Here is a 20555-nt window from a genome sequence, read left to right as displayed (position 1 = left end):
ACGTTGTCGGACATAAGGCTGTGCGACGACGCTACAAGGTAGCGATAGAATAAAGTGAATACTCAACAACTGGCGAAACTACGTTCAATCGTGCCCGAGATGCATCGCGTCCGGCACATACACTTTGTCGGCATCGGCGGTGCTGGCATGGGTGGTATCGCCGAAGTGTTGGCCAACGAAGGTTATGAGATTAGCGGGTCCGATCTGGCACCGAATGCAGTGACGCAGCAGTTGACCGAACTTGGGGCGCAGATTTACTTCCACCACCGTGCGGAGAATGTTCTGAACGCCAGCGTGGTGGTGGTGTCGAGTGCGATTACTGCGGATAACCCTGAGATTGTCGCCGCACATGACGCTCGTATTCCGGTGATCCGTCGTGCTGAGATGTTGGCGGAACTGATGCGTTTTCGTCACGGTATTGCGATTGCGGGTACGCACGGTAAGACGACGACAACGGCGATGGTCACCAGTATTTACGCGGAAGCAGGGTTAGATCCGACGTTTGTGAATGGCGGATTAGTGAAGGCGGCAGGAACGCATGCGCGTTTGGGCTCAAGCCGCTACCTGATTGCGGAAGCGGATGAAAGCGATGCGTCTTTCCTGCATTTGCAGCCGATGGTGGCGATTGTGACCAACATTGAAGCCGACCATATGGATACCTATCAGGGCGATTTTGAGAACCTGAAGCAGACGTTCATCAATTTCCTGCACAACCTGCCGTTTTACGGGCAAGCGGTGATGTGTATTGATGATGCAGTAATCCGTGAGCTGTTACCGCGCGTGGGACGTCATATCACCACGTATGGCTTTAGCGACGATGCCGATGTGCGTATTTCAGGGTATCACCAGACTGGTGCGCAAGGGCATTTTACGCTGGAGCGGAAAGATAAACCGCTGCTAAACGTTACGCTGAATGCACCGGGGCGTCACAATGCGCTCAACGCGGCGGCGGCGGTTGCCGTAGCAACGGATGAGGGTATTGATGATGAGGCGATTCTGCGCGCGCTTGAGCGTTTTCAGGGTACCGGACGTCGCTTTGATTTCCTCGGTGAGTATCCGCTTGAACTGGTTAATGGGCAAAGCGGTACGGCGATGTTGGTGGATGATTACGGCCACCACCCGACGGAAGTTGATGCCACGATTAAAGCTGCCCGCGCTGGGTGGCCGAATAAGCGGTTGGTCATGATTTTTCAGCCGCATCGCTATACGCGAACCCGCGATTTGTATGATGATTTCGCGCATGTGTTATCACAGGTTGACGTGCTGCTGATGTTGGATGTGTATTCCGCCGGAGAGTCGCCGATTCCAGGCGCGGACAGCCGTTCGCTGTGCCGTACGATTCGTGGAAGAGGTAAGATTGATCCGATTCTGGTGACGGATGTGGATACTTTACCTGAACTGTTGTCACAGGCGCTGCGAGGTGAAGACCTGATTTTGGTTCAGGGTGCCGGCAACATCGGTAAATTGGCGCGTAAACTGGCTGATTCCAGATTACAGCCGCAGATGAGTGAATGAGGAACATCATGACTGAGAAAGTTGCTGTATTGCTTGGTGGAACCTCTGCCGAACGTGAAGTGTCGTTACTTTCTGGTCAGGCGGTTTTGGCTGGCCTGAAAGAAGCGGGTATCAACGCGCATGCGGTTGATACCCGTGACGTCTCTGTGACGACGTTAAAGGAACAAGGCTTTACCAAGGTTTTCATCGCGTTGCATGGGCGTGGTGGTGAAGACGGCACATTGCAGGGCGTTTTGGAATTCCTAGGGCTGCCTTATACTGGCAGCGGCGTCATGGCATCCGCACTGACGATGGATAAACTCCGCACCAAACAGGTGTGGCAAACGTTGGGATTGCCGGTATCGCCATACGTGGCGCTGGATCGTCGCCAATATTCAGAAATGGCGGCAAACGCCTTGTTAGCGAAGTTCACCCATCTCGGATTGCCGTTGATCGTCAAGCCAAGCCGTGAAGGTTCCAGCGTTGGCATGAGCAAAGTGAATACGCTTAGCGAGCTGCCTGCGGCATTGGAAGAAGCATTCCGTCACGACGATGATGTTCTCGTCGAGAAATGGCTGAGTGGCCCAGAGTATACGGTTGCTATTCTAGGTGATGACGTGTTGCCTTCTATTCGTATTCAGCCTGCGGGTACGTTTTACGATTATGAAGCGAAATATCTATCGGATGATACGCAGTATTTCTGTCCGAGTGGTTTGCCGGACGAGCAAGAGCAGGCGTTAGCGGGACTGGCAATGGCGGCTTATCGTGCGGTGGGTTGCAGTGGGTGGGGGCGCGTCGATTTTATGCTGGATAGCGACGGCGCCTTCTATCTACTTGAGGTGAATACGTCTCCGGGTATGACGAGCCACAGTCTGGTTCCTATGGCGGCGCGCCAACGCGGGCTGACTTTCTCACAACTGGTCGTGAAAATTTTAGGGCTTGCTGGCTGATATGTCGCAGGCAGCGCTGAATACACGCGGACGAGAGCCTGAAACGAAAGGAACACGTCGCAGTAATGGAGGCCAACTGGCAGGGATGATTTTCCTGCTGATGGTGATAGGGACGATCGTTTGGGGAAGTTGGATGGTTGTGGGGTGGATGAAAGACGCCAGCCGCTTACCGCTCTCCCGCATGGCAGTGACAGGGGAAAGGCAGTACACCACCAACGACGATATCCGTCAGGCGATTTTGTCGTTGGGGTCGCCGGGAACGTTCATGACACAGGATGTGAACGTGATCCAGCAGCAGATCGAGCGTCTGTCGTGGATAAAACAGGCTAGTGTACGTAAGCAGTGGCCGGACGAATTAAAGATTCATTTGGTTGAGTATGTTCCGGTAGCGCGTTGGAATGATCAGCTAATGGTTGATGCAGAAGGAAATTCGTTCAGTGTACCTGCCGAACGTATTGGCAATCGTAAGATGCCGTTGCTGTATGGTCCGGAAGGCAGTGAGGCAGAAGTGCTGGAAGGCTATCGCGCAATGAATCAGACGCTAGCCGCCGCGAAGTTTACGTTAAAAATGGTGGCGATGAGTGCGCGGCATTCGTGGCAACTAGGATTAGACGATGATACTCGCCTTGAATTGGGGCGGGACGATAGGGCCAAACGTCTGCAACGCTTTATCGAGCTGTATCCGCTGTTGCAGCGGCAGGCTCAGAGCGAAAACAAACGTATCAGCCATGTGGATTTGCGGTATGACAGCGGGGCCGCGATAGGTTGGGCTCCTGCCTTGCTTGATCAACAACATGGTGATCAACCACAACATGGTGATCGGCAACGAGTTGGTCAGCAATAAGACATTGATCAGCAAAAGAACAGTAACCAGAAATAGGCACAGGCTAAACAACAATGATCAAGTCGACGGACAGAAAACTGGTAGTTGGGCTGGAAATCGGTACAGCAAAAGTGGCTGCGCTGGTAGGGGAAGTTCTGCCCGACGGCATGGTCAACATTATTGGCGTAGGCAGTTGCCCGTCACGCGGTATGGATAAAGGCGGCGTAAACGATCTGGAATCGGTCGTTAAATGTGTGCAGCGCGCTATTGATCAGGCTGAGTTGATGGCAGACTGCCAGATCTCCTCCGTGTATCTGGCGCTGTCGGGAAAACACATCAGTTGCCAGAATGAAATAGGGATGGTGCCTATTTCAGAAGAAGAAGTGACACAGGACGATGTGGAAAGCGTGGTGCATACTGCTAAATCTGTGCGCGTGCGTGATGAACATCGTGTTCTCCATGTGATTCCACAGGAGTACGCGATCGATTATCAGGAAGGGATTAAAAACCCAGTTGGCTTATCCGGCGTGCGCATGCAGGCGAAAGTCCACCTGATAACCTGCCATAACGATATGGCGAAGAACATTGTTAAAGCCGTTGAACGCTGCGGTTTAAAGGTCGACCAACTGATTTTTGCGGGACTGGCTTCCAGTTATGCGGTTCTGACTGAAGACGAACGTGAGTTGGGTGTGTGCGTTGTGGATATCGGCGGCGGTACAATGGACATTGCGGTCTATACCGGCGGTGCATTGCGACACACTAAAGTGATTCCGTATGCGGGCAATGTAGTTACCAGCGATATTGCCTATGCATTTGGCACGCCGCCGACGGATGCCGAAGCGATCAAGGTACGCTACGGTTGTGCATTAGGCGCGATCGTCGGCAAAGATGAGAATGTGGAAGTCCCGAGCGTTGGAGGACGTCCACCCCGCAGTCTGCAAAGGCAGACATTGGCGGAAGTGATTGAACCACGTTACACCGAGCTGTTGAACTTGGTGAACGATGAACTTTTACAGTTGCAGGAGCAGTTGCGTCAACAAGGCGTGAAACACCATCTGGCAGCAGGGATCGTGCTGACGGGCGGTGCTGCGCAAATAGACGGTCTGGCGGCCTGTGCGCAGCGTGTGTTCCATACACAGGTGCGTATTGGACAACCAATGAATATAACAGGGCTGACGGATTATGCCCAAGAGCCTTATTACTCAACGGCGGTTGGGTTACTGCATTACGGAAAAGAATCTCATCTGGGTGGTGAGCATGAAGTCGAAAAACGTGCCTCAGTGAGCAACTGGTTCAAGAGAATCAACAGCTGGTTGAGGAAAGAATTTTAATTTTATCAAAGAGATCACCTGGCACAGTTTTATGATCTCGCAGTTACAGGCACAAACGGAGAGAAATTATGTTTGAACCAATGGAATTAACCAACGACGCGGTGATTAAAGTCATCGGCGTCGGTGGCGGCGGTGGTAATGCCGTCGAACACATGGTGCGTGAGCGCATCGAAGGCGTCGAATTCTTCGCGGTCAACACGGATGCGCAGGCATTACGCAAAACGGCTGTTGGCCAGACGATTCAGATCGGTAGCGGCATTACAAAGGGTCTGGGTGCTGGCGCTAACCCAGAAGTCGGCCGTAATTCGGCTGAAGAAGATCGTGAAGCATTGCGTTCAGCACTGGAAGGTGCAGACATGGTGTTTATCGCCGCGGGTATGGGCGGTGGTACAGGTACAGGTGCTGCGCCAGTTGTTGCCGAAGTTGCAAAAGATCTGGGCATTCTGACCGTCGCTGTCGTGACCAAGCCTTTCAACTTTGAAGGCAAAAAGCGTATGGCATTTGCGGAGCAGGGTATCGCCGAGCTGTCTAAGCACGTCGACTCGCTGATCACCATTCCAAACGACAAACTGCTGAAAGTGCTGGGACGCGGTATCTCCCTGCTGGATGCATTTGGCGCGGCAAACGATGTACTGAAAGGCGCGGTGCAGGGTATTGCCGAGCTGATCACACGTCCGGGCCTGATGAACGTCGACTTTGCAGACGTGCGTACCGTGATGTCCGAAATGGGTTATGCCATGATGGGTTCCGGTGTTGCGCGTGGTGAAGACCGTGCAGAAGAAGCAGCGGAAATGGCGATCTCTAGCCCACTGTTGGAAGATATCGATCTGTCCGGCGCGCGTGGCGTGTTGGTCAACATCACGGCGGGCTTTGACCTGCGTTTGGATGAGTTTGAGACTGTAGGTAACACCATCCGTGCATTCGCGTCCGATAATGCGACAGTCGTCATCGGTACGTCGCTTGATCCGGAAATGAATGATGAACTGCGTGTCACGGTTGTTGCGACAGGCATCGGCATGGACAAACGTCCTGAGATTACGCTGGTGACGAACAAACAGGCCAGCCAGCCTGTGATGGATCATCGCTATCAGCAACACGGTATGACTCCACTGGCGCAGGAAAAACCAGCGGCCAAAGTGGTTAACGACCCGAATCCGCAGACGAATAAAGAGCCAGACTATCTCGATATCCCAGCGTTTCTGCGTAAGCAGGCAGACTAATTTGCTGCCAGATAACGTTGGAATCTCCGCTCTTTGTGCTAAACTGTGCCACCGAGCTTGGTGTATACTAGGTCGGTAGGTTCAGTAACATGCGAGATAAAATGATGATCAAACAACGTACATTAAAACGTATTGTTCAGGCGACTGGTGTCGGGTTACATACCGGCAAGAAGGTCACGTTGACCATGCGTCCTGCACCGGCAAATACCGGGGTCATCTATCGCCGCACAGACTTGAATCCCCCGGTTGATTTTCCGGCTGATGCAAAATCCGTGCGTGATACCATGCTCTGTACTTGCCTAGTTAATGAGCATGACGTCCGTATTTCTACGGTGGAGCATCTTAACGCTGCGCTTGCAGGGTTGGGCATTGACAATATTGTCATTGATGTTGACGCGCCAGAAATTCCAATTATGGATGGCAGCGCCAGCCCGTTCGTTTACCTGCTGTTAGATGCGGGTATCGAAGAGCTGAATTGTGCCAAGAAATTCGTACGTATCAAACAGTCCGTTCGTGTTGAAGATGGCGACAAGTGGGCCGAGATGAAACCGTTTAACGGCTTCAGTTTGGATTTCACTATCGATTTCAACCACCCGGCGATTGATGCAGGCAACCAGCGCTATCGTTTGGATTTCTCCGCTGATGCGTTTGTTCGTCAGATTAGCCGTGCACGTACATTCGGCTTCATGCGCGATATCGAATACTTGCAGTCTCGTGGGTTGTGCCTGGGCGGCAGTATGGATTGCGCCATCGTTGTTGACGATTACCGCGTACTGAACGAAGACGGTCTGCGTTTTGAAGATGAGTTTGTGCGCCATAAAATGCTGGATGCCATTGGTGACCTGTTTATGTGTGGCTACAACATCATCGGTGCGTTTTCTGCGTTTAAGTCTGGACACGCGCTGAACAACAAACTGTTGCAGGCTGTGCTGGCAAATCAGGAAGCGTGGGAATACGTCACCTTTGAAGACGAAGCTGAAATGCCGTTGGCATTTAAAGCACCGTCTATCGTGCTGGCGTAACGCTTGAACTTGAAGTAATCACTTCTTATTACGACTGGTTTTACTGGTACTCTCTCCGGCCAGAGAAGCCAGTCGTTCTAATATCTCTCTGAGTTTTTCCGGGCTGTTGCCTGCTAATGTCCTCAATGTCTCCGCACTTTGTTCACTCAACTGACGTAACGGTTTGTCGTCGGTATTTTCCGTCGCTGCAATGTCACTATTTTTCACGATTTCATGCCCTTTTGCGGCAAGCGTTGGATTAATCCTGATGTCGATTGAAGCCAATGATGGTAGTATTTGTGCGCGTAATGCAGAGAGTAATGCAGGTTGTTCGTAACGTAACCGCATCAACCAACTGGCGTTGGCGGTTTCCAGTATTAGTAAACCTTGCCGGTAATTAGCGACGCGGCACCATGGGTGCAACGGTGCAGGCAGTAATCCGCGTACGGCGCGGTTGAGTTTTAATAAGGCGATAGCGCGCTGTTGCACATCTTGTAGCGGGCCTTTACCCGACATGGATGCGTTATCAAACAGAAATTCCAGTGATTGTGGGCGGCTATCACGCATAGGCTTGGCTCCGGTGGATGTTACTCGTGATTGGTATTCTAAATCGTTGGCGACAATTTGGTAGACGTTATTTCTGGCCGCATCTCTTATTAGGGATGGTCGCGGCGAGTCTTGGCCTGCCGACAAGTCTGAACGACTCACAGGATATCGCCTCACTCCCTAATTCAAGCTCCAGCGTGAGTCGCCAGAATAACGTATCGCTGAACCTTACCGATCTGGTCGCGCTGAAAGAAGCGCATCGGCGCTCGTCCTACAGCGTTGACTACTGGCACCAGCATGCGATTCGTACGGTAATTCGCCACCTTTCTTTTGCGTTGACGACGCCACAGACGGCCAGTGCCCAACAGGTTGACGATCTTCAACCTCATTCTCTGGTTTTGCTGGATACGCTAAATGCTTTGCTGACGCAGGATTCCCAGTATCCCTTTGTGATCTCCCCCCATGCTGGGCGCGTCACTTTTTATCCTCAGGCACACCATCAAATCGGCATCTGGCTTGCCCAAATCCGCGGCATCCGTGCAGGACCTTCCCTTCTCAGCTGAAAGTGTAGTGGATAATTAGCTGAAGAAATTTCTCTCGTTTTTTGCTGAGTTTCTCAGTTTTTCGATGTTGTGTTGCCACTGGATACGTGGCATTTGTGAGATTAAAACTATTATGGTCATGAATATCCTAACCAAAATTTTTGGTAGCCGTAACGATCGTACGCTGCGTCGTATGCGTAAAAATGTTGATGTCATCAACCGTTTAGAACCAGAAATGGAAAAACTTTCAGATGAGGAACTGCAAGCGAAAACGCTGGAGTTCCGTGTTCGTCTGGAAAAAGGCGCGACGCTGGAGAGCCTGCTGCCGGAAGCCTTCGCTGTGGTGCGTGAATCCAGTAAGCGTGTATTTGGCATGCGCCACTTCGACGTGCAGCTTCTCGGCGGTATGGTACTGAACGAACGCTGCATCGCGGAGATGCGTACCGGTGAAGGTAAAACGCTGACGGCAACGCTGCCTGCGTACCTGAATGCGCTGACGGGTCGTGGCGTACACGTGGTTACCGTGAACGACTATCTGGCACAGCGTGATGCCGAAAATAACCGTCCGCTGTTTGAGTTCCTTGGCCTGAGCGTTGGGATTAACCTGCCGGGAATGCCTGCTCCGGCGAAGCGTGAAGCCTATGCGGCAGACATCACCTACGGTACCAATAACGAATACGGTTTTGACTACCTGCGTGACAACATGGCGTTCAGCCCAGAAGAACGCGTACAGCGCAAATTGTACTACGCGCTGGTGGATGAGGTTGACTCCATCCTGATCGATGAAGCGCGTACGCCGCTGATCATTTCCGGCCCGGCTGAAGACAGCTCTGAGCTTTATATCAGCGTCAATAAAATCATCCCCCACCTGATCCGTCAGGAGAAAGACGATTCGGATACCTTCCTCGGCGAAGGCCATTTCTCTGTTGATGAGAAAGCGCGTCAGGTTAACCTCACCGAACGTGGTCTGGTTCTGGTAGAAGAACTGCTGGTGCGGGAAGGCATTATGGAGGAGGGAGAATCACTGTACTCGCCGACGAACATCATGCTGATGCACCATGTTACCGCTGCGCTGCGTGCGCACGTGCTGTTTACCCGCGATGTGGACTACATTGTGAAAGACGGTGAAGTGATCATCGTCGACGAACATACTGGCCGTACCATGCAGGGGCGTCGCTGGTCCGATGGCCTGCATCAGGCTGTGGAAGCGAAAGAGAAGGTGGCCATTCAGAATGAAAACCAGACGCTGGCTTCCATTACCTTCCAGAATTACTTCCGCCTGTATGAAAAACTGGCAGGGATGACCGGTACGGCAGATACCGAAGCATTCGAATTCAGCTCTATCTATAAGCTGGATACGATTGTGGTGCCGACCAACCGTCCGATGGTTCGTAAAGACTTGCCTGACCTGGTCTACATGACCGAGCAGGAAAAAATCGATGCCATCATTGAAGATATCAAAGACCGTTCCGTAAAAGGTCAGCCTATTCTGGTCGGTACGATTTCCATCGAGAAATCCGAAGTGGTTTCTCAGGCGCTCGAAAAAGCGGGGATCAAACACAATGTGTTGAATGCGAAATTCCACGCCATGGAAGCGGACATTGTTGCTCAGGCGGGTCAGTCTGGTGCGGTCACTATCGCGACTAACATGGCCGGTCGTGGTACGGACATCGTATTGGGCGGTAGCTGGCAGGCCGAAGTCGCACATCTGGAAAACCCGGATGATGCGCAAATTGCAGAAATCAAAGCGGCCTGGAAAGTGTGCCATGATGCTGTATTGGCAGCGGGTGGTTTGCACATTATTGGTACAGAGCGCCATGAGTCTCGCCGTATCGATAACCAACTGCGTGGTCGCTCCGGCCGTCAGGGGGATGCGGGTTCATCACGCTTCTATCTGTCGATGGAAGATGCGCTGATGCGTATTTTTGCCTCCGATCGCGTTTCCAACATGATGCGCAAGCTGGGTATGAAACCGGGCGAAGCGATTGAGCACCCGTGGGTCACCAAGGCGATTGCTAACGCACAGCGTAAAGTGGAAAGCCGTAACTTTGATATTCGTAAACAACTGCTGGAATACGATGATGTGGCGAACGACCAACGTCGTGCGATCTACACACAGCGTAACGAACTGCTGGATGTGTCCGATATCAGTGAAACCATAACCAGTATTCGTGAGGATGTGTTTAAAGCGACTATCGACAGCTATATTCCACCTGAATCTCTGGAAGAAATGTGGGATACGGAAGGTCTGGAACAGCGCCTGAAGAACGACTTCGATCTGGATATGCCGATCAAGGCGTGGCTGGATAAAGAGCCTGAGCTGCACGAAGAAACGCTGCGTGAACGTATTTTCCAGCACGCGCTTGAGGTTTATCATCGCAAAGAAGAAGTGGTTGGCGCGGAAGTCATGCGCAACTTCGAGAAAGGCGTGATGCTGCAGACGCTGGATTCCTTGTGGAAAGAGCATCTGGCGGCAATGGATTACTTGCGTCAGGGCATTCATCTGCGTGGCTATGCACAGAAAGATCCGAAACAAGAATATAAGCGTGAGTCGTTCTCTATGTTTGCCGCGATGCTGGAATCACTGAAATATGAAGTGATCAGTACGCTGAGCAAAGTCCAGGTGAGAATGCCGGAAGAAATCGAAGCGCTGGAGCAGCAACGCCGTGAAGAAGCTGATCGTTTGGCGCAGCAGCAGCAGTTTAGCCATCAGGAAGAAGATGGCCTGAATACCGGTTCACCGGCGCAGGCAGACCGTAAAATTGGGCGTAACGATCCTTGCCCATGTGGTTCAGGCAAGAAATATAAGCAGTGCCACGGCCGCTTACAGAAATAATTGACTGCTGAATCCAGTGATTAACATGTGATAAGTAAAAGGCGGTCATTGACCGCCTTTTACTTGATAAGAACCTGATAGGAAGTGTCATGACGCAAAAAAAGTTATCTGTCGCGGTAGGCATCATCCGCAATGCGGATCAGCAATATTTCATTGCTCGCCGCCCTGATGGCGTGCATATGGCAGGGATGTGGGAATTTCCCGGCGGTAAAATTGAAGAAGGCGAAACGCCAGAGCTGGCGCTGATTCGTGAACTGCGTGAAGAAACGGGTATCGAAGCCAGCGCACCACAGCCGCTAAACAACAAAGCGTTTTCTACGCCGGAGAGAATCATCACGCTTCATTTCTTTCTGGTTGAAACCTGGCAGGGGGAACCCTATGGTCGGGAAGGCCAGGAATCTCGCTGGGTTAACGTAGACGAATTACGTGAGGAAGAATTTCCGCCAGCGAATGCGGAGATGATCCGCTGGCTGAAATCGCTTTAATCTAGCTTTACCTGTCTGAAAATCCCTGCCTGAAAACGATAGTAGCGAAACGTGGCCGTTAGCGCGTTTCGCTCCATTCTTCACTATCAGAAACCATATCATCACTTGGAATGCGCTTTTCTTCATCAGCCCATTCACCCAAATCGATGAGCTGACAACGTTTGCTGCAAAATGGGCGATAGATGCTGGCTGCTTCCCAGATGACCGCCTGCTTGCAGGTTGGGCATTTCACCGTCGTAACTTCTGTTGTCATAAGATTCTTTTTCACTCTATTTGTGATTTAACACATTTTGGTTTGTCAGGGCTGGGTCTAGCAGCAGGCCAGTTCAAATGTTAAACGCGGAGGAATGTGGCCGTTTTCGCTATCTAATGGCAGAAAACGGATGGCATAGCGTGTCTTATGGCCAGATATCTGCGGATAGAGTTGATGTACCTGTTCAAGGCGCAAACGTAGCAGGTCAGCATCGGAGGCATTGTCCTGAAAGAAACCGTTCAGGCTGGTCTGCGGGCGGAACGTGCCGGAGTGGCGGATCAGTTCCAGGATCATATCCAGCGCTTGTTTGAGCGGCGACAAGGAGTTAAGCCAGCCGGAAACCAATTTCTCACGCAGTTCCTGAGGTTGGTGCAGCCAGCTATGCAGAGTGGGCAGATCGAAACTACAGCATCCGCCGGGAATACCAAGACGCTGGCGTACCATGCCAATCAGGCGATCTTCCCGTAAGAACTGCCCCATTCGTGGCGCGGCCATCAACGTACTAGCCAGATCTTTCAACTGACGTCTCAGCGTATGGATGCGCTCCATGTCAACGCCCGGTACATCACTCCATTGCAGCAGTTTTTGCTGTTGCCGCTCCAGATCTTTCAGCAGCTCGGTACGGACATCTCCACGTTCCAGCACATCGAGCAGTTCGGCGATAGCACGAAAAAATGTCAGAGCGCCTCCCATATCGGTCAGGGAGTGGTTTTGATGCAACTGCTGCAATAATGACTCGATACGCAACCAGGTACGTGTTTTTTCGTTCAGCGGGTATTCGAATAAAATCGTTGAGGGAGCGTCACTCATTCTTAGTCATCCTGTCGGCTGCGGAGGCGGCGAGCTCCAGGTACTGGCGGTGTAATTCCGCAACCTGTGGAGCCAGCTCGTTTGGGCAGCGACTGTTATCAATAATGTCATCGGCATAAGCCAGGCGCTGTTCTCGGGTAGCCTGTGCTGCCAGTATGTTTTCTGCTTGTTGCTGGCTAATGCCATCGCGGGCCAGCGTGCGTGCAAGCTGTGTGTCTTTGTCTACATCAACGACCAGAATGCGCTGTGCCCGCCGTTGTAAACCGTTCTCCACCAGCAATGGGACGACCCACAGAATGTACGGTGCGGATGCAGCCTGAAACCGGGCCTGTGTTTCTTGGTGGATCAACGGATGGAGTAAATTATTCAGCCACTGTTTCTCCTCTGGTGAGGAGAAAATCCGCTGGCGTAGTGCGGCACGGTTCAATGAACCATCAGCATTGAGCATAGCGTCGCCAAACCGGAGCCTGATGGCATCCAGTGCGGGTTCCCCAGGCTCGACTACCTGACGCGCGATGATATCCGCATCAACGATGGTGGCCCCTAATTTGGCAAATTCATCGGCTACGGTGCTTTTTCCGCTGCCGATACCGCCCGTTAAGGCTACGATGTATGTCATTGCACCCGTGTTGAAAAGTTAACACTTCTACTATTTTCAAGGGTGAGGAATATCTTCCCGTCCCCCTGAAGTCAATCAGGTATCAACCGCAGTGTGCTTCACGTTATCACTTTGCTGGGTGATAGGTAAATTTCTCTGATTTTATCCCAAATAAAGTGAAAATCGCAGTCTTGCCGCAGGATTATTCCTGCGTATGATAACGTCACTGGTAAAGGGCTATTATTTTTTCACTCAGTAAAAATCAATACTGAGCATTCCGCCGTCACTAACCAGGAACTCGAACCTCATGCGTATTGAAGAAGATTTAAAGTTAGGCTTTAAAGACGTTCTCATCCGGCCAAAGCGTTCGACGCTGAAAAGCCGCTCCGACGTTGAATTGGAACGTCAATTCACCTTCCTCCATGCTGGCGGCAACTGGTCCGGCGTACCGATCATCGCAGCGAATATGGATACCGTGGGTACGTTTAGTATGGCGGAGGTGTTGGCCTCTTTTGATGTTCTGACGGCTGTCCATAAACACTATTCTGTCGAACAATGGTCCCAGTTTGTGCAACGTGCACCAGCATCAGTATTACGCCATGTGATGGTCTCGACTGGGACATCTGAGGCTGATTTCATCAAGTTAAAGCAAATCTTAGCGCTGTCGACTGAGCTGAAATTCATCTGCATCGACGTAGCTAATGGCTATTCCGAGCACTTTGTCACGTTCCTGCAAAAAGCGCGTGAGGCCTGCCCGGATAAGGTCATCTGTGCAGGAAACGTTGTGACCGGCGAAATGGTGGAAGAACTGATTCTCTCCGGTGCGGACATTGTGAAAGTCGGTATTGGCCCTGGTTCTGTCTGCACGACGCGCGTTAAAACGGGTGTTGGTTATCCTCAGCTTTCTGCCGTGATCGAATGCGCCGATGCAGCACATGGTCTCGGTGGGCAAATCGTGAGCGACGGCGGATGTGCCATGCCGGGCGATGTCGCGAAAGCATTTGGTGGCGGAGCCGATTTCGTCATGCTGGGCGGTATGTTGGCAGGGCATGACGAATGCGAAGGCACCATCGTGGAAGAAAACGGTGAGAAAATGATGCTGTTCTACGGCATGAGTTCTGCATCTGCGATGGAGCGTCATGTTGGCGGCGTAGCGGAGTACCGTGCCGCAGAAGGAAAAACCGTGAAATTGCCTCTGCGTGGTCCGGTAGACAATACCGTACGCGATATTCTTGGCGGCCTGCGATCGGCCTGTACCTATGTCGGTGCATCCCGTTTGAAAGAGCTGACGAAGCGTACAACGTTTATCCGCGTGGCCGAGCAGGAAAACCGTATTTTCAACGGATAGTTGCCGCTGTTACGCGCCGTCTTGCTGTTAGTGATGGGGGGGCGGCCTAACGTGTAAACGTTGTCGTGCTGTATTGGTCGGTTCAGGCACTGGCCAATACATTCCCCAACTGGAAGATAGGCAAATACATGCCAATCACCAGCGCTCCGACCATTCCCCCGACGACCATCATCAGCAACGGTTCCAGCGTTTGTGTCAGCATGTCTGCCTGCTGTTGTACCCGACCTTCATGCCATTCTGCCAGTTGTGTAAAGATCGCGTCCAACGCACCGGTTTCTTCCCCCACGCAGATCAACTGCGGACAGGGCGCAGGGAACAGTATGGCGTGATGCTGTGTGGCATGGTATAGCGACGTCCCCTGATGTAGCTGCGCCTGTATCTGTTGAAGTGCGGCCTGATAAAGTGGGTGACGGATCGTCGCAGCGGCATCCAGCCCTTCAGGGAGCGTCAAGCCAGCATGTTGCGTCATGGCGAGAATATGGAATATCTGGTTCAGTGATTTACCGCGTAACAGGCTGGATACGATAGGAAGCTTCAGCAGCCATTCTTGCTCTCGGGTTTTCCATAATGGCCGTCTCTGCCTCAAGCGGGCGTACCCCACCATCAGGCAAATCAGCATCAGTAATCCAATCAGTCCGTAGTCAGATATGATTTCTGCCAGATAAATCAACTGACGGGTAAACCACGGCAACGGCGTATCAAACGAGGAATAGAGCGAGGCAAACTCGGGCAGAACCAGCGTTAACATCATCATGCTGACCAGCATGGCGATGGCTAAAACAAAGCAGGGGTAGCGTAAGGCTTTGATGACTTTCTGTTGCAGCCTGGACTGTTTTTCTTGCTGCTGGGCGAGCTGTAGGCAGCATGCGTCCAGCTTGCCGGTTAGCTCGCCGACGGCAATGAGGGAACGATACAGAACGGGAAAGATGTGAGGATATTCCTGTAGTGCTTCAGACAGTGAGCTTCCCTGAGCAACGTGGGTACGCACATCCCGTAATACGCAGCGCCAGCCGAGGCGATCGTGCTGTTCCGACACCAGTTTTAATGCTTCCAGCAGTGGTAATCCGGCTTGTAGCAGGGCAGCAAGCTGTTTGATTAACTCGCCTAGCTGCTCACGTTTCCAGTAGCGCAGCGACAGATAATGGCCGGCTTTTACAAGAAGCGGCTGGTAACCCTGTGCAATCAGGCTGGCATAGGCGTGCTGGCGATGTGTGCTAATGAGTTCTCCATCGATAAATTCGCCCTCGGACGTGATGGCCTGCCAGTGATATAAGCGCTGTAGCCTCATTTCGCCTCCTGATTCATTGACCGCTCATCGCCCACCACACGGTAGACTTCAGCAAGTGAGGTCAGGCCGTCGTTGACCAACTCAAGCCCTGCTGCCAGCAACGTTGGAAAACCGGCATGGCGAGAGAGTGCAGATAGTTCCCCTGTGCTGGCGTTGCCCGCTAGCGCTGCCTGAAAATCTGGCGTGATAGGCAACAATTCATAGAGCGCGACGCGACCATAGTAGCCAGAAAAACAGTGGCTACAGCCGCGGGCTTGCCAATGTTGCAGTGGCCCTTGCCATACGTCATTGGGTAGTGAAAGTAGCGGTTCTCCTAGGGTTTTACAGTGCGGGCATAACCGACGAACAAGGCGTTGTGCGATGATGAGTTTTAGCGCCGCGGCTAACAGGTAACCGGGGATGCCCAGATGACTGAGGCGAGTTAACGTTTCTACGGCAGAATTGGTATGCAGCGTGGACATGACCAGATGGCCGGTTTGTGCGGCTTTTACCGCAATTTCTGCGGTTTCAGCGTCACGGATTTCACCGATCATAATGACGTCTGGATCCTGTCGCAGCAGCGCTCGTAAAATTCGGCCGAAGCCCAGTTCGGCTTTGGGATTGATTGCCGTTTGGTTGATCCCCTGCAAGGGAATTTCGACCGGATCTTCCACGCTACAGATATTGCGGCTGCACTCATTTAGCCAGCGTATTGCGCTGTAAAGCGTGACAGTTTTTCCACTGCCCGTTGGACCCGTGACTAGTAGCATCCCCTGTGAGGCGCTCAGCACGCTAATCACCTGCTGTAACGCCTTTGCGGTGAGCCCAAGTTTATCCAGTGCCAGCTCCTGCTGATGCGTTTGCAAAATACGCAGTACGACTTTTTCGCCTTGTTGTACGGGCAGCGTAGCGATGCGCAACGAATAGGCTTGTTGATCCAGCGTTAGACTGAATTGACCGTCCTGCGGCAATCGCCGCTCAGCGATGTTCAGCTTGCCCATGATTTTCAGCCGCGCGGTAATACGGTTTGTCAGTTCAGGCGGCGGTGCGGATATGGCCTGTAGCACGCCGTCAATGCGTAGGCGTACGCGGTAGCTATCTAGCAACGGCTCAAAGTGGATATCAGACGCGCGCCGCTGAACGGCGAGACGTAGCGTTTGGTGGATAAATTGTGCAACGGGGGAGTCGTCGTTATGATCTTGTTGCTCGGTGCTGTTGTTATGAATATTGTGATAAGTGCTGGCATGGTAGGTTTCTGTGGGCTCGGCAACGGCGTTCACTGGGTTAAGCTGCTGTTCCATTCTGGCCTGTGGCCATTGTTCCACCATGATACGGCGATTGCTGGCGAAACGCAGCGCAGCAATCATCTCCGCAGAAGGGGAGGCCGTGACGGCGACCGATAGCGTTTGTTCATCGAGACTGAGCAACAATGCCTGATAACGTCGGCACAGCGTCTGTAATTCGCTGAGGGTATGCTCGGAGGAGAAGGAAGAATCTGTCATGATTAGCCTGCTGTATTATCGAAACGGAAAACGTCCTGACAGGCGGATTGCAGGCTCTCTGCGTTGTCATCCGTGGCACAGTTTTTCGTCCAGCGTGAAGCGCCGATTTCGGTATCCCACGTTGGCGTCAGAATAACGCGTAGCCCTTGAAGAGTGGATTGGCCAGTTAGCGTAATCACGCCTTGAGCGACGCTAACGGCGCTGACATAGCGTGAAGATTTACTCCCCGGAATTCCCTGACTACCCACATTGCAGGCCGTAAACGCGGCATTTTCCAGACCACAGAGATCGACCGGTGTTTTATAAGACACCATCGTCTGCAGCATGTCTGTTAGCGCTGCTTTTTGCAGATAGCCTTGATAAGCCGGTACGCCAATAGCGCTGAGGATGGCGACGATCGCAATAACGATCATCAGCTCAATCAGCGTAAATCCTTGGTGTTTTATCATGTCGATCTCCCTGTTGTGGCACATAAATGAAAGGCTTTGGTACATAAATCCATACGGATGGCGGCAGCATAGAAAAGGGAGCGAAGGCTGACGAGCAGGGAAATGTGAAACAGGAAAGCGCTACGACATGTTTTTAGCGACTTGCAGAGGATTGAAAATTTTTTGCGAGCAGAGGCGCAATTTTCACGCTGTCGGGACAGGAAATCCGCGCAGGATTTGTAGTGTGTGTTGTTTCGATGGTGTGCGAGAGGATGAGATGTAAAGAGGTGAACGAGGTGTGAAATGGCACCTCGTTGGTAGACATAGAGGCGCGATTAGATAAAGCGCATGGATAAATCCAGTGCCTGTACGTGCTTGGTTAAGGCCCCTACAGAGATATAGTCCACGCCGGTTTCCGCGTAGCCACGCAGCGTGTCGAGGGTGACATTACCGGATATTTCCAGCAATGCGCGGCCTTGTGTCGTGTTAACGGCTTCCCGGATGTTATCCAGACTGAAATTATCCAGCATGATGATGTCGGCACCCGCTTCCAGCGCTTGCTGTAATTCGTCCAGTGACTCGACTTCAACCTCTACCGGAACATCGCTGCGCAGAGACTGTGCTTTTGCTACCGCATTTTTGATTGAACCCGCGGCGATGATATGGTTTTCCTTGATCAGGAAAGCATCGGATAGGCCAAGTCGATGGTTGTCTCCACCACCGCAGGATACGGCGTATTTCAGCGCGGTTCTCAGCCCCGGCAGCGTCTTGCGCGTATCCAGCAGTCGAGTACGCGTTCCCTGTAATACGGCAACATAGCGGCTGACTTCAGTGGCGACGCCGGACAGCGTTTGCAGGAAATTCAGCGCCGTGCGTTCGCCTGTCAGGAGCTGTTTGGCTGGCCCTGTGATGTCACACAGCGTTTGGTTGGGAGTGATAGCGTCGCCATCGGCAACGTGCCAGACGATCGTTGTTGTATTGCCTAATTGAGAAAAGACTTCCTCAAGCCAGCCCGTGCCGCAGAATATGCCCGCTTCACGCGTGATAATGCGTGCGCTGACAGTCTCGTTGTCGGGGAGCAGAAGCGCGGTAATATCTTGATTAGCATCGACGATGCCACCTAAATCTTCACGCAAGGCCAGTTGCACGCTGGCGGGGATATCTTGTGTAATACGAGCAAGTAAGGCTTGTTGGCGTTGTTCCTGACTGTAGCGACGCGTTGACATGACAAAACTCCGAAGGGGGATTCGGAGGTCTATGCTACCTTGTTTATATCAGGACATCCAGAATGAATAGTTATTATAATTCAATCTGTTACTGTTATTAGTCTTCCGGCGAACATCCGTGGTCGCCGGAAAGAGGAAGCGATTTTAGAAGTGGTAACCGACGACCAGGTAGTAGCCCCAGCCGGTAGATTTCACTTCAAACGGGCCTTTGCCGAAATTGAGTTCTGCGCCATCAGCCCATTGGCCGCCTGTTGATATCCAGTTGAATAGATAGCGTGGTGTGAAACATGGTATCTTGAATACAAGGACTTTTGGTTACAATTGTTTTTACACCTGACATTATTTTTATATCTGACATTGTTTTTATATCTGACATTGTTTTTACTCCTGAAATTGATTTTTCGCCTGATTCAGCCGGCAAACGATACGATGCGAGGTTATCGCCGATGCTTTTGGAAAATGGCTGGTTATCCGACATTACACACACGCCTTCACCGCATTATGATGGTCGCCCGAATGATGAGGTGCCTTCCCTACTGGTGATCCACAATATCAGCCTGCCGCCCGGTGAGTTTGGCGGTCCGTATATTGATCAACTGTTTACGGCGACGTTGGATCCCACTGCGCATCCTTATTTCGCCGATATTTCCCATTTACGCGTCGCGGCACACTGCCTGATTCGCCGCGATGGGCAAATCACCCAGTATGTGCCTTTCGATCAGCGTGCCTGGCATGCCGGTGTTTCGGTGTTTGAAGGCAGGGAACGTTGTAATGATTTCTCTATTGGCATTGAGCTGGAAGGGACGGATACGCTGCCTTTTACCGCGCAGCAGTATCATTCGCTGGTGGCGATTACACGCCTGTTAATGCGGGCCTATCCTATTACGCTATCGCGAATTACCGGACACAGCGACATCGCGCCGGGCCGTAAAACCGACCCCGGCCCAGCATTTGACTGGGACGGCTATCATCGTCTGCTACAAGAAAACGGGACAGAGAACAAAGGGAGTCTGGATTAATGACGCTGTTTACACTGTTGCTTACGCTGGCATGGGAACGCTTGTTCAAACAGGGCGAGCACTGGCAGATCGATCATCGGCTTGAGGTCGTGTTCCGGCACGTGCCGCCTCCGTCTTTATTTCAAACGCTGTTCCTGACGCTGTGCAGCATGGGCATCGTGGCGGCCTTGTTGTGGCTCACGAGCGGCATTCTGTTCGGCCTGATTTCTCTTTTGCTGTGGATTGTCATCAGCTTGATGTGCATTGGTGCGGGTGAAATCCGTCAGCACTATCGGCGTTATTTGCAGGCGGCACAGCGCGGTGAGGCGGATGCCAGCCGGGAAATGGCGGCGGAACTGGCGCTGATTCACGGTCTGCCCGTTGGCACAGGCGAAAGCGAGCAATTGAAAGAGTTGCAAAATGCGCTGCTGTGGATAAATTTCCGGTTTTATTTAGCGCCGCTGTTCTGGTTTATCGTTGCTGGACCCTACGGGCCGATTGCGCTGATGGGGTACGCGTTTTTACGCGCCAGACAAACCTGGCTTGCCCGCCACCACACCCCGCTCGAGCGTGCGCAGTCTGGCGTCGATAGTTTGTTGCATTGGCTTGACTGGATTCCTGCCCGCTTGGTCGGTGCTGCTTACGCACTGCTGGGGCACGGCGAGAGAGCGTTGCCTGCCTGGTTCGCCTCGCTGGGGGATTCTCGCAGTTCACAGTATTGGGTGTTGACTCAACTGGCCCAATTTTCTCTGGCGCGTGAATCCCACGTTGAGCCTGTAGAGACACCGAAAGCCGCCGTGACGCTGGCGAAAAAAGTGACGCTAGCACTGGTGGTGGTCGTCGCGCTCCTGACCATATACGGCGCGCTGGTTTGATTTTAAACGTTGATATGATCTA

General features: G+C 52.3%; 20 protein-coding genes and 1 pseudogene. 12 read left to right on the top strand and 9 right to left on the bottom strand.

Annotated features, from left to right (window positions below; translation table 11 throughout):
* The first annotated feature begins 54 nt into the window (after window positions 1-54).
* The 6 genes from murC (at window position 55) to lpxC (ending at window position 6840) form a co-directional block, all read left to right on the top strand.
* Window positions 55-1515, top strand: coding sequence for a UDP-N-acetylmuramate--L-alanine ligase (gene murC / locus DMB82_RS17105; protein WP_116163733.1), 1461 nt, complete (start codon window positions 55-57; stop codon window positions 1513-1515).
* 8 nt (window positions 1516-1523) lie between these two features.
* Window positions 1524-2444 carry a D-alanine--D-alanine ligase gene (locus tag DMB82_RS17100; protein WP_102117356.1) on the top strand — a complete coding sequence of 307 codons (921 nt, stop codon included), beginning with the start codon at window positions 1524-1526 and terminating at the stop codon, window positions 2442-2444.
* Window position 2445: 1 nt separating this feature from the next.
* Complete coding sequence (gene ftsQ / locus DMB82_RS17095; RefSeq protein WP_102117355.1) at window positions 2446-3288, top strand: cell division protein FtsQ; 843 nt, start codon at window positions 2446-2448, stop codon at window positions 3286-3288.
* Between the two features lie 53 nt (window positions 3289-3341).
* Complete coding sequence (gene ftsA, locus DMB82_RS17090) at window positions 3342-4598, top strand: cell division protein FtsA (RefSeq protein WP_102117354.1); 1257 nt, start codon at window positions 3342-3344, stop codon at window positions 4596-4598.
* A gap of 68 nt (window positions 4599-4666) precedes the next feature.
* Window positions 4667-5818 carry a cell division protein FtsZ gene (gene ftsZ, locus DMB82_RS17085; protein WP_116163731.1) on the top strand — a complete coding sequence of 384 codons (1152 nt, stop codon included), beginning with the start codon at window positions 4667-4669 and terminating at the stop codon, window positions 5816-5818.
* A gap of 104 nt (window positions 5819-5922) precedes the next feature.
* Window positions 5923-6840, top strand: a complete 918-nt coding sequence (gene lpxC, locus DMB82_RS17080; RefSeq protein WP_029367880.1) for a UDP-3-O-acyl-N-acetylglucosamine deacetylase — start codon at window positions 5923-5925, stop codon at window positions 6838-6840.
* Window positions 6841-6858: 18 nt separating this feature from the next.
* Here lpxC and DMB82_RS17075 read toward each other — a convergent pair whose 3' ends face one another.
* Window positions 6859-7386 carry a DUF721 domain-containing protein gene (locus DMB82_RS17075; RefSeq protein WP_102117353.1) on the bottom strand — a complete coding sequence of 176 codons (528 nt, stop codon included), beginning with the start codon at window positions 7384-7386 and terminating at the stop codon, window positions 6859-6861.
* Window positions 7387-7412: 26 nt separating this feature from the next.
* Between DMB82_RS17075 and secM the strand changes: the two genes are divergently transcribed.
* From secM to mutT, 3 genes are all read left to right on the top strand, one after another.
* Window positions 7413-7928 (top strand): secA translation cis-regulator SecM, encoded by a 516-nt coding sequence (gene secM, locus DMB82_RS17070; RefSeq protein ID WP_170310035.1) that lies wholly within the window; start codon window positions 7413-7415, stop codon window positions 7926-7928.
* Between the two features lie 112 nt (window positions 7929-8040).
* Window positions 8041-10743, top strand: a complete 2703-nt coding sequence (gene secA, locus DMB82_RS17065) for a preprotein translocase subunit SecA (RefSeq protein ID WP_116163729.1) — start codon at window positions 8041-8043, stop codon at window positions 10741-10743.
* Window positions 10744-10832: 89 nt separating this feature from the next.
* Window positions 10833-11228, top strand: coding sequence for an 8-oxo-dGTP diphosphatase MutT (gene mutT, locus DMB82_RS17060; protein WP_116163727.1), 396 nt, complete (start codon window positions 10833-10835; stop codon window positions 11226-11228).
* A gap of 58 nt (window positions 11229-11286) precedes the next feature.
* Here the strand turns inward: mutT and yacG are convergent, their stop codons facing one another.
* From yacG to coaE, 3 genes are read right to left on the bottom strand one after another with little or no spacing between them, the layout of a single operon-like run.
* The gene (gene yacG, locus DMB82_RS17055) at window positions 11287-11481 is read right to left on the bottom strand and encodes a DNA gyrase inhibitor YacG (RefSeq protein WP_010297975.1); all 195 of its coding nucleotides are present in this window, start codon (window positions 11479-11481) and stop codon (window positions 11287-11289) included.
* Window positions 11482-11538: 57 nt separating this feature from the next.
* Window positions 11539-12291, bottom strand: a complete 753-nt coding sequence (gene zapD, locus DMB82_RS17050) for a cell division protein ZapD (RefSeq protein ID WP_039470059.1) — start codon at window positions 12289-12291, stop codon at window positions 11539-11541.
* Window positions 12284-12910 carry a dephospho-CoA kinase gene (coaE, locus tag DMB82_RS17045; protein ID WP_116163725.1) on the bottom strand — a complete coding sequence of 209 codons (627 nt, stop codon included), beginning with the start codon at window positions 12908-12910 and terminating at the stop codon, window positions 12284-12286. The genes zapD and coaE overlap by 8 nt, the downstream gene beginning before the upstream one ends.
* 286 nt (window positions 12911-13196) lie before the next feature.
* On the opposite strand from coaE, the gene DMB82_RS17040 reads away from it, so the two are divergent.
* Entirely contained in the window at window positions 13197-14237 is a 1041-nt protein-coding gene (locus tag DMB82_RS17040) for a GMP reductase (protein ID WP_095700603.1), read from the top strand.
* Between the two features lie 82 nt (window positions 14238-14319).
* On the opposite strand, the gene hofC is transcribed toward DMB82_RS17040, so the two are convergent.
* The 5 genes and pseudogenes from hofC to DMB82_RS17015 form a co-directional block, all read right to left on the bottom strand.
* Complete coding sequence (gene hofC, locus DMB82_RS17035; protein ID WP_116163723.1) at window positions 14320-15525, bottom strand: protein transport protein HofC; 1206 nt, start codon at window positions 15523-15525, stop codon at window positions 14320-14322.
* Window positions 15522-17006, bottom strand: coding sequence for a type II secretion system protein GspE (gene gspE / locus DMB82_RS17030; protein ID WP_102117349.1), 1485 nt, complete (start codon window positions 17004-17006; stop codon window positions 15522-15524). The genes hofC and gspE overlap by 4 nt, the downstream gene beginning before the upstream one ends.
* Window positions 17007-17008: 2 nt before the next feature.
* Window positions 17009-17455 (bottom strand): prepilin peptidase-dependent pilin, encoded by a 447-nt coding sequence (gene ppdD / locus DMB82_RS17025; RefSeq protein ID WP_102117348.1) that lies wholly within the window; start codon window positions 17453-17455, stop codon window positions 17009-17011.
* Between the two features lie 314 nt (window positions 17456-17769).
* Window positions 17770-18660, bottom strand: a complete 891-nt coding sequence (gene nadC, locus DMB82_RS17020; protein WP_102117347.1) for a carboxylating nicotinate-nucleotide diphosphorylase — start codon at window positions 18658-18660, stop codon at window positions 17770-17772.
* A 144-nt stretch (window positions 18661-18804) separates the two neighbouring features.
* Window positions 18805-18909, bottom strand: a pseudogene (locus tag DMB82_RS17015) (nucleoside-specific channel-forming protein Tsx); the annotation flags it as partial.
* A gap of 197 nt (window positions 18910-19106) precedes the next feature.
* Here DMB82_RS17015 and ampD point away from each other — a divergent pair.
* Window positions 19107-19679, top strand: a complete 573-nt coding sequence (ampD, locus tag DMB82_RS17010) for a 1,6-anhydro-N-acetylmuramyl-L-alanine amidase AmpD (protein ID WP_040033738.1) — start codon at window positions 19107-19109, stop codon at window positions 19677-19679.
* The gene (gene ampE, locus DMB82_RS17005; RefSeq protein ID WP_116163721.1) at window positions 19679-20533 is read left to right on the top strand and encodes a beta-lactamase regulator AmpE; all 855 of its coding nucleotides are present in this window, start codon (window positions 19679-19681) and stop codon (window positions 20531-20533) included. Before ampD ends, ampE begins: the two co-directional genes overlap by 1 nt.
* The last annotated feature ends 22 nt before the right edge of the window (window positions 20534-20555 follow it).

The sequence above is a fragment of the Pectobacterium aquaticum genome (assembly GCF_003382565.3).
GTDB classification, from domain to species: Bacteria; Pseudomonadota; Gammaproteobacteria; order Enterobacterales; family Enterobacteriaceae; genus Pectobacterium; species Pectobacterium aquaticum.
Note: the sequence above shows the minus strand (reverse complement) of the source record. Positions and strands in the feature narration are given on the sequence as shown.

What these genes read in the sequence shown, in the direction of transcription:
- mutT (WP_116163727.1), top strand. Translation starts at nt 10,833, where the DNA reads ATGACGCAAAAAAAGTTATCTGTCGCGGTAGGCATCATCCGCAATGCG.
- DMB82_RS17100 (WP_102117356.1), top strand. Translation starts at nt 1,524, where the DNA reads ATGACTGAGAAAGTTGCTGTATTGCTTGGTGGAACCTCTGCCGAACGT.
- ftsQ (WP_102117355.1), top strand. Translation starts at nt 2,446, where the DNA reads ATGTCGCAGGCAGCGCTGAATACACGCGGACGAGAGCCTGAAACGAAA.
- ppdD (WP_102117348.1), bottom strand. Translation starts at nt 17,455, where the DNA reads ATGATAAAACACCAAGGATTTACGCTGATTGAGCTGATGATCGTTATT.
- zapD (WP_039470059.1), bottom strand. Translation starts at nt 12,291, where the DNA reads ATGAGTGACGCTCCCTCAACGATTTTATTCGAATACCCGCTGAACGAA.
- ftsA (WP_102117354.1), top strand. Translation starts at nt 3,342, where the DNA reads ATGATCAAGTCGACGGACAGAAAACTGGTAGTTGGGCTGGAAATCGGT.
- coaE (WP_116163725.1), bottom strand. Translation starts at nt 12,910, where the DNA reads ATGACATACATCGTAGCCTTAACGGGCGGTATCGGCAGCGGAAAAAGC.
- nadC (WP_102117347.1), bottom strand. Translation starts at nt 18,660, where the DNA reads ATGTCAACGCGTCGCTACAGTCAGGAACAACGCCAACAAGCCTTACTT.
- hofC (WP_116163723.1), bottom strand. Translation starts at nt 15,525, where the DNA reads ATGAGGCTACAGCGCTTATATCACTGGCAGGCCATCACGTCCGAGGGC.
- secA (WP_116163729.1), top strand. Translation starts at nt 8,041, where the DNA reads ATGGTCATGAATATCCTAACCAAAATTTTTGGTAGCCGTAACGATCGT.
- ampE (WP_116163721.1), top strand. Translation starts at nt 19,679, where the DNA reads ATGACGCTGTTTACACTGTTGCTTACGCTGGCATGGGAACGCTTGTTC.
- ftsZ (WP_116163731.1), top strand. Translation starts at nt 4,667, where the DNA reads ATGTTTGAACCAATGGAATTAACCAACGACGCGGTGATTAAAGTCATC.
- ampD (WP_040033738.1), top strand. Translation starts at nt 19,107, where the DNA reads ATGCTTTTGGAAAATGGCTGGTTATCCGACATTACACACACGCCTTCA.
- yacG (WP_010297975.1), bottom strand. Translation starts at nt 11,481, where the DNA reads ATGACAACAGAAGTTACGACGGTGAAATGCCCAACCTGCAAGCAGGCG.
- DMB82_RS17075 (WP_102117353.1), bottom strand. Translation starts at nt 7,386, where the DNA reads ATGCGTGATAGCCGCCCACAATCACTGGAATTTCTGTTTGATAACGCA.
- gspE (WP_102117349.1), bottom strand. Translation starts at nt 17,006, where the DNA reads ATGACAGATTCTTCCTTCTCCTCCGAGCATACCCTCAGCGAATTACAG.
- DMB82_RS17040 (WP_095700603.1), top strand. Translation starts at nt 13,197, where the DNA reads ATGCGTATTGAAGAAGATTTAAAGTTAGGCTTTAAAGACGTTCTCATC.
- lpxC (WP_029367880.1), top strand. Translation starts at nt 5,923, where the DNA reads ATGATCAAACAACGTACATTAAAACGTATTGTTCAGGCGACTGGTGTC.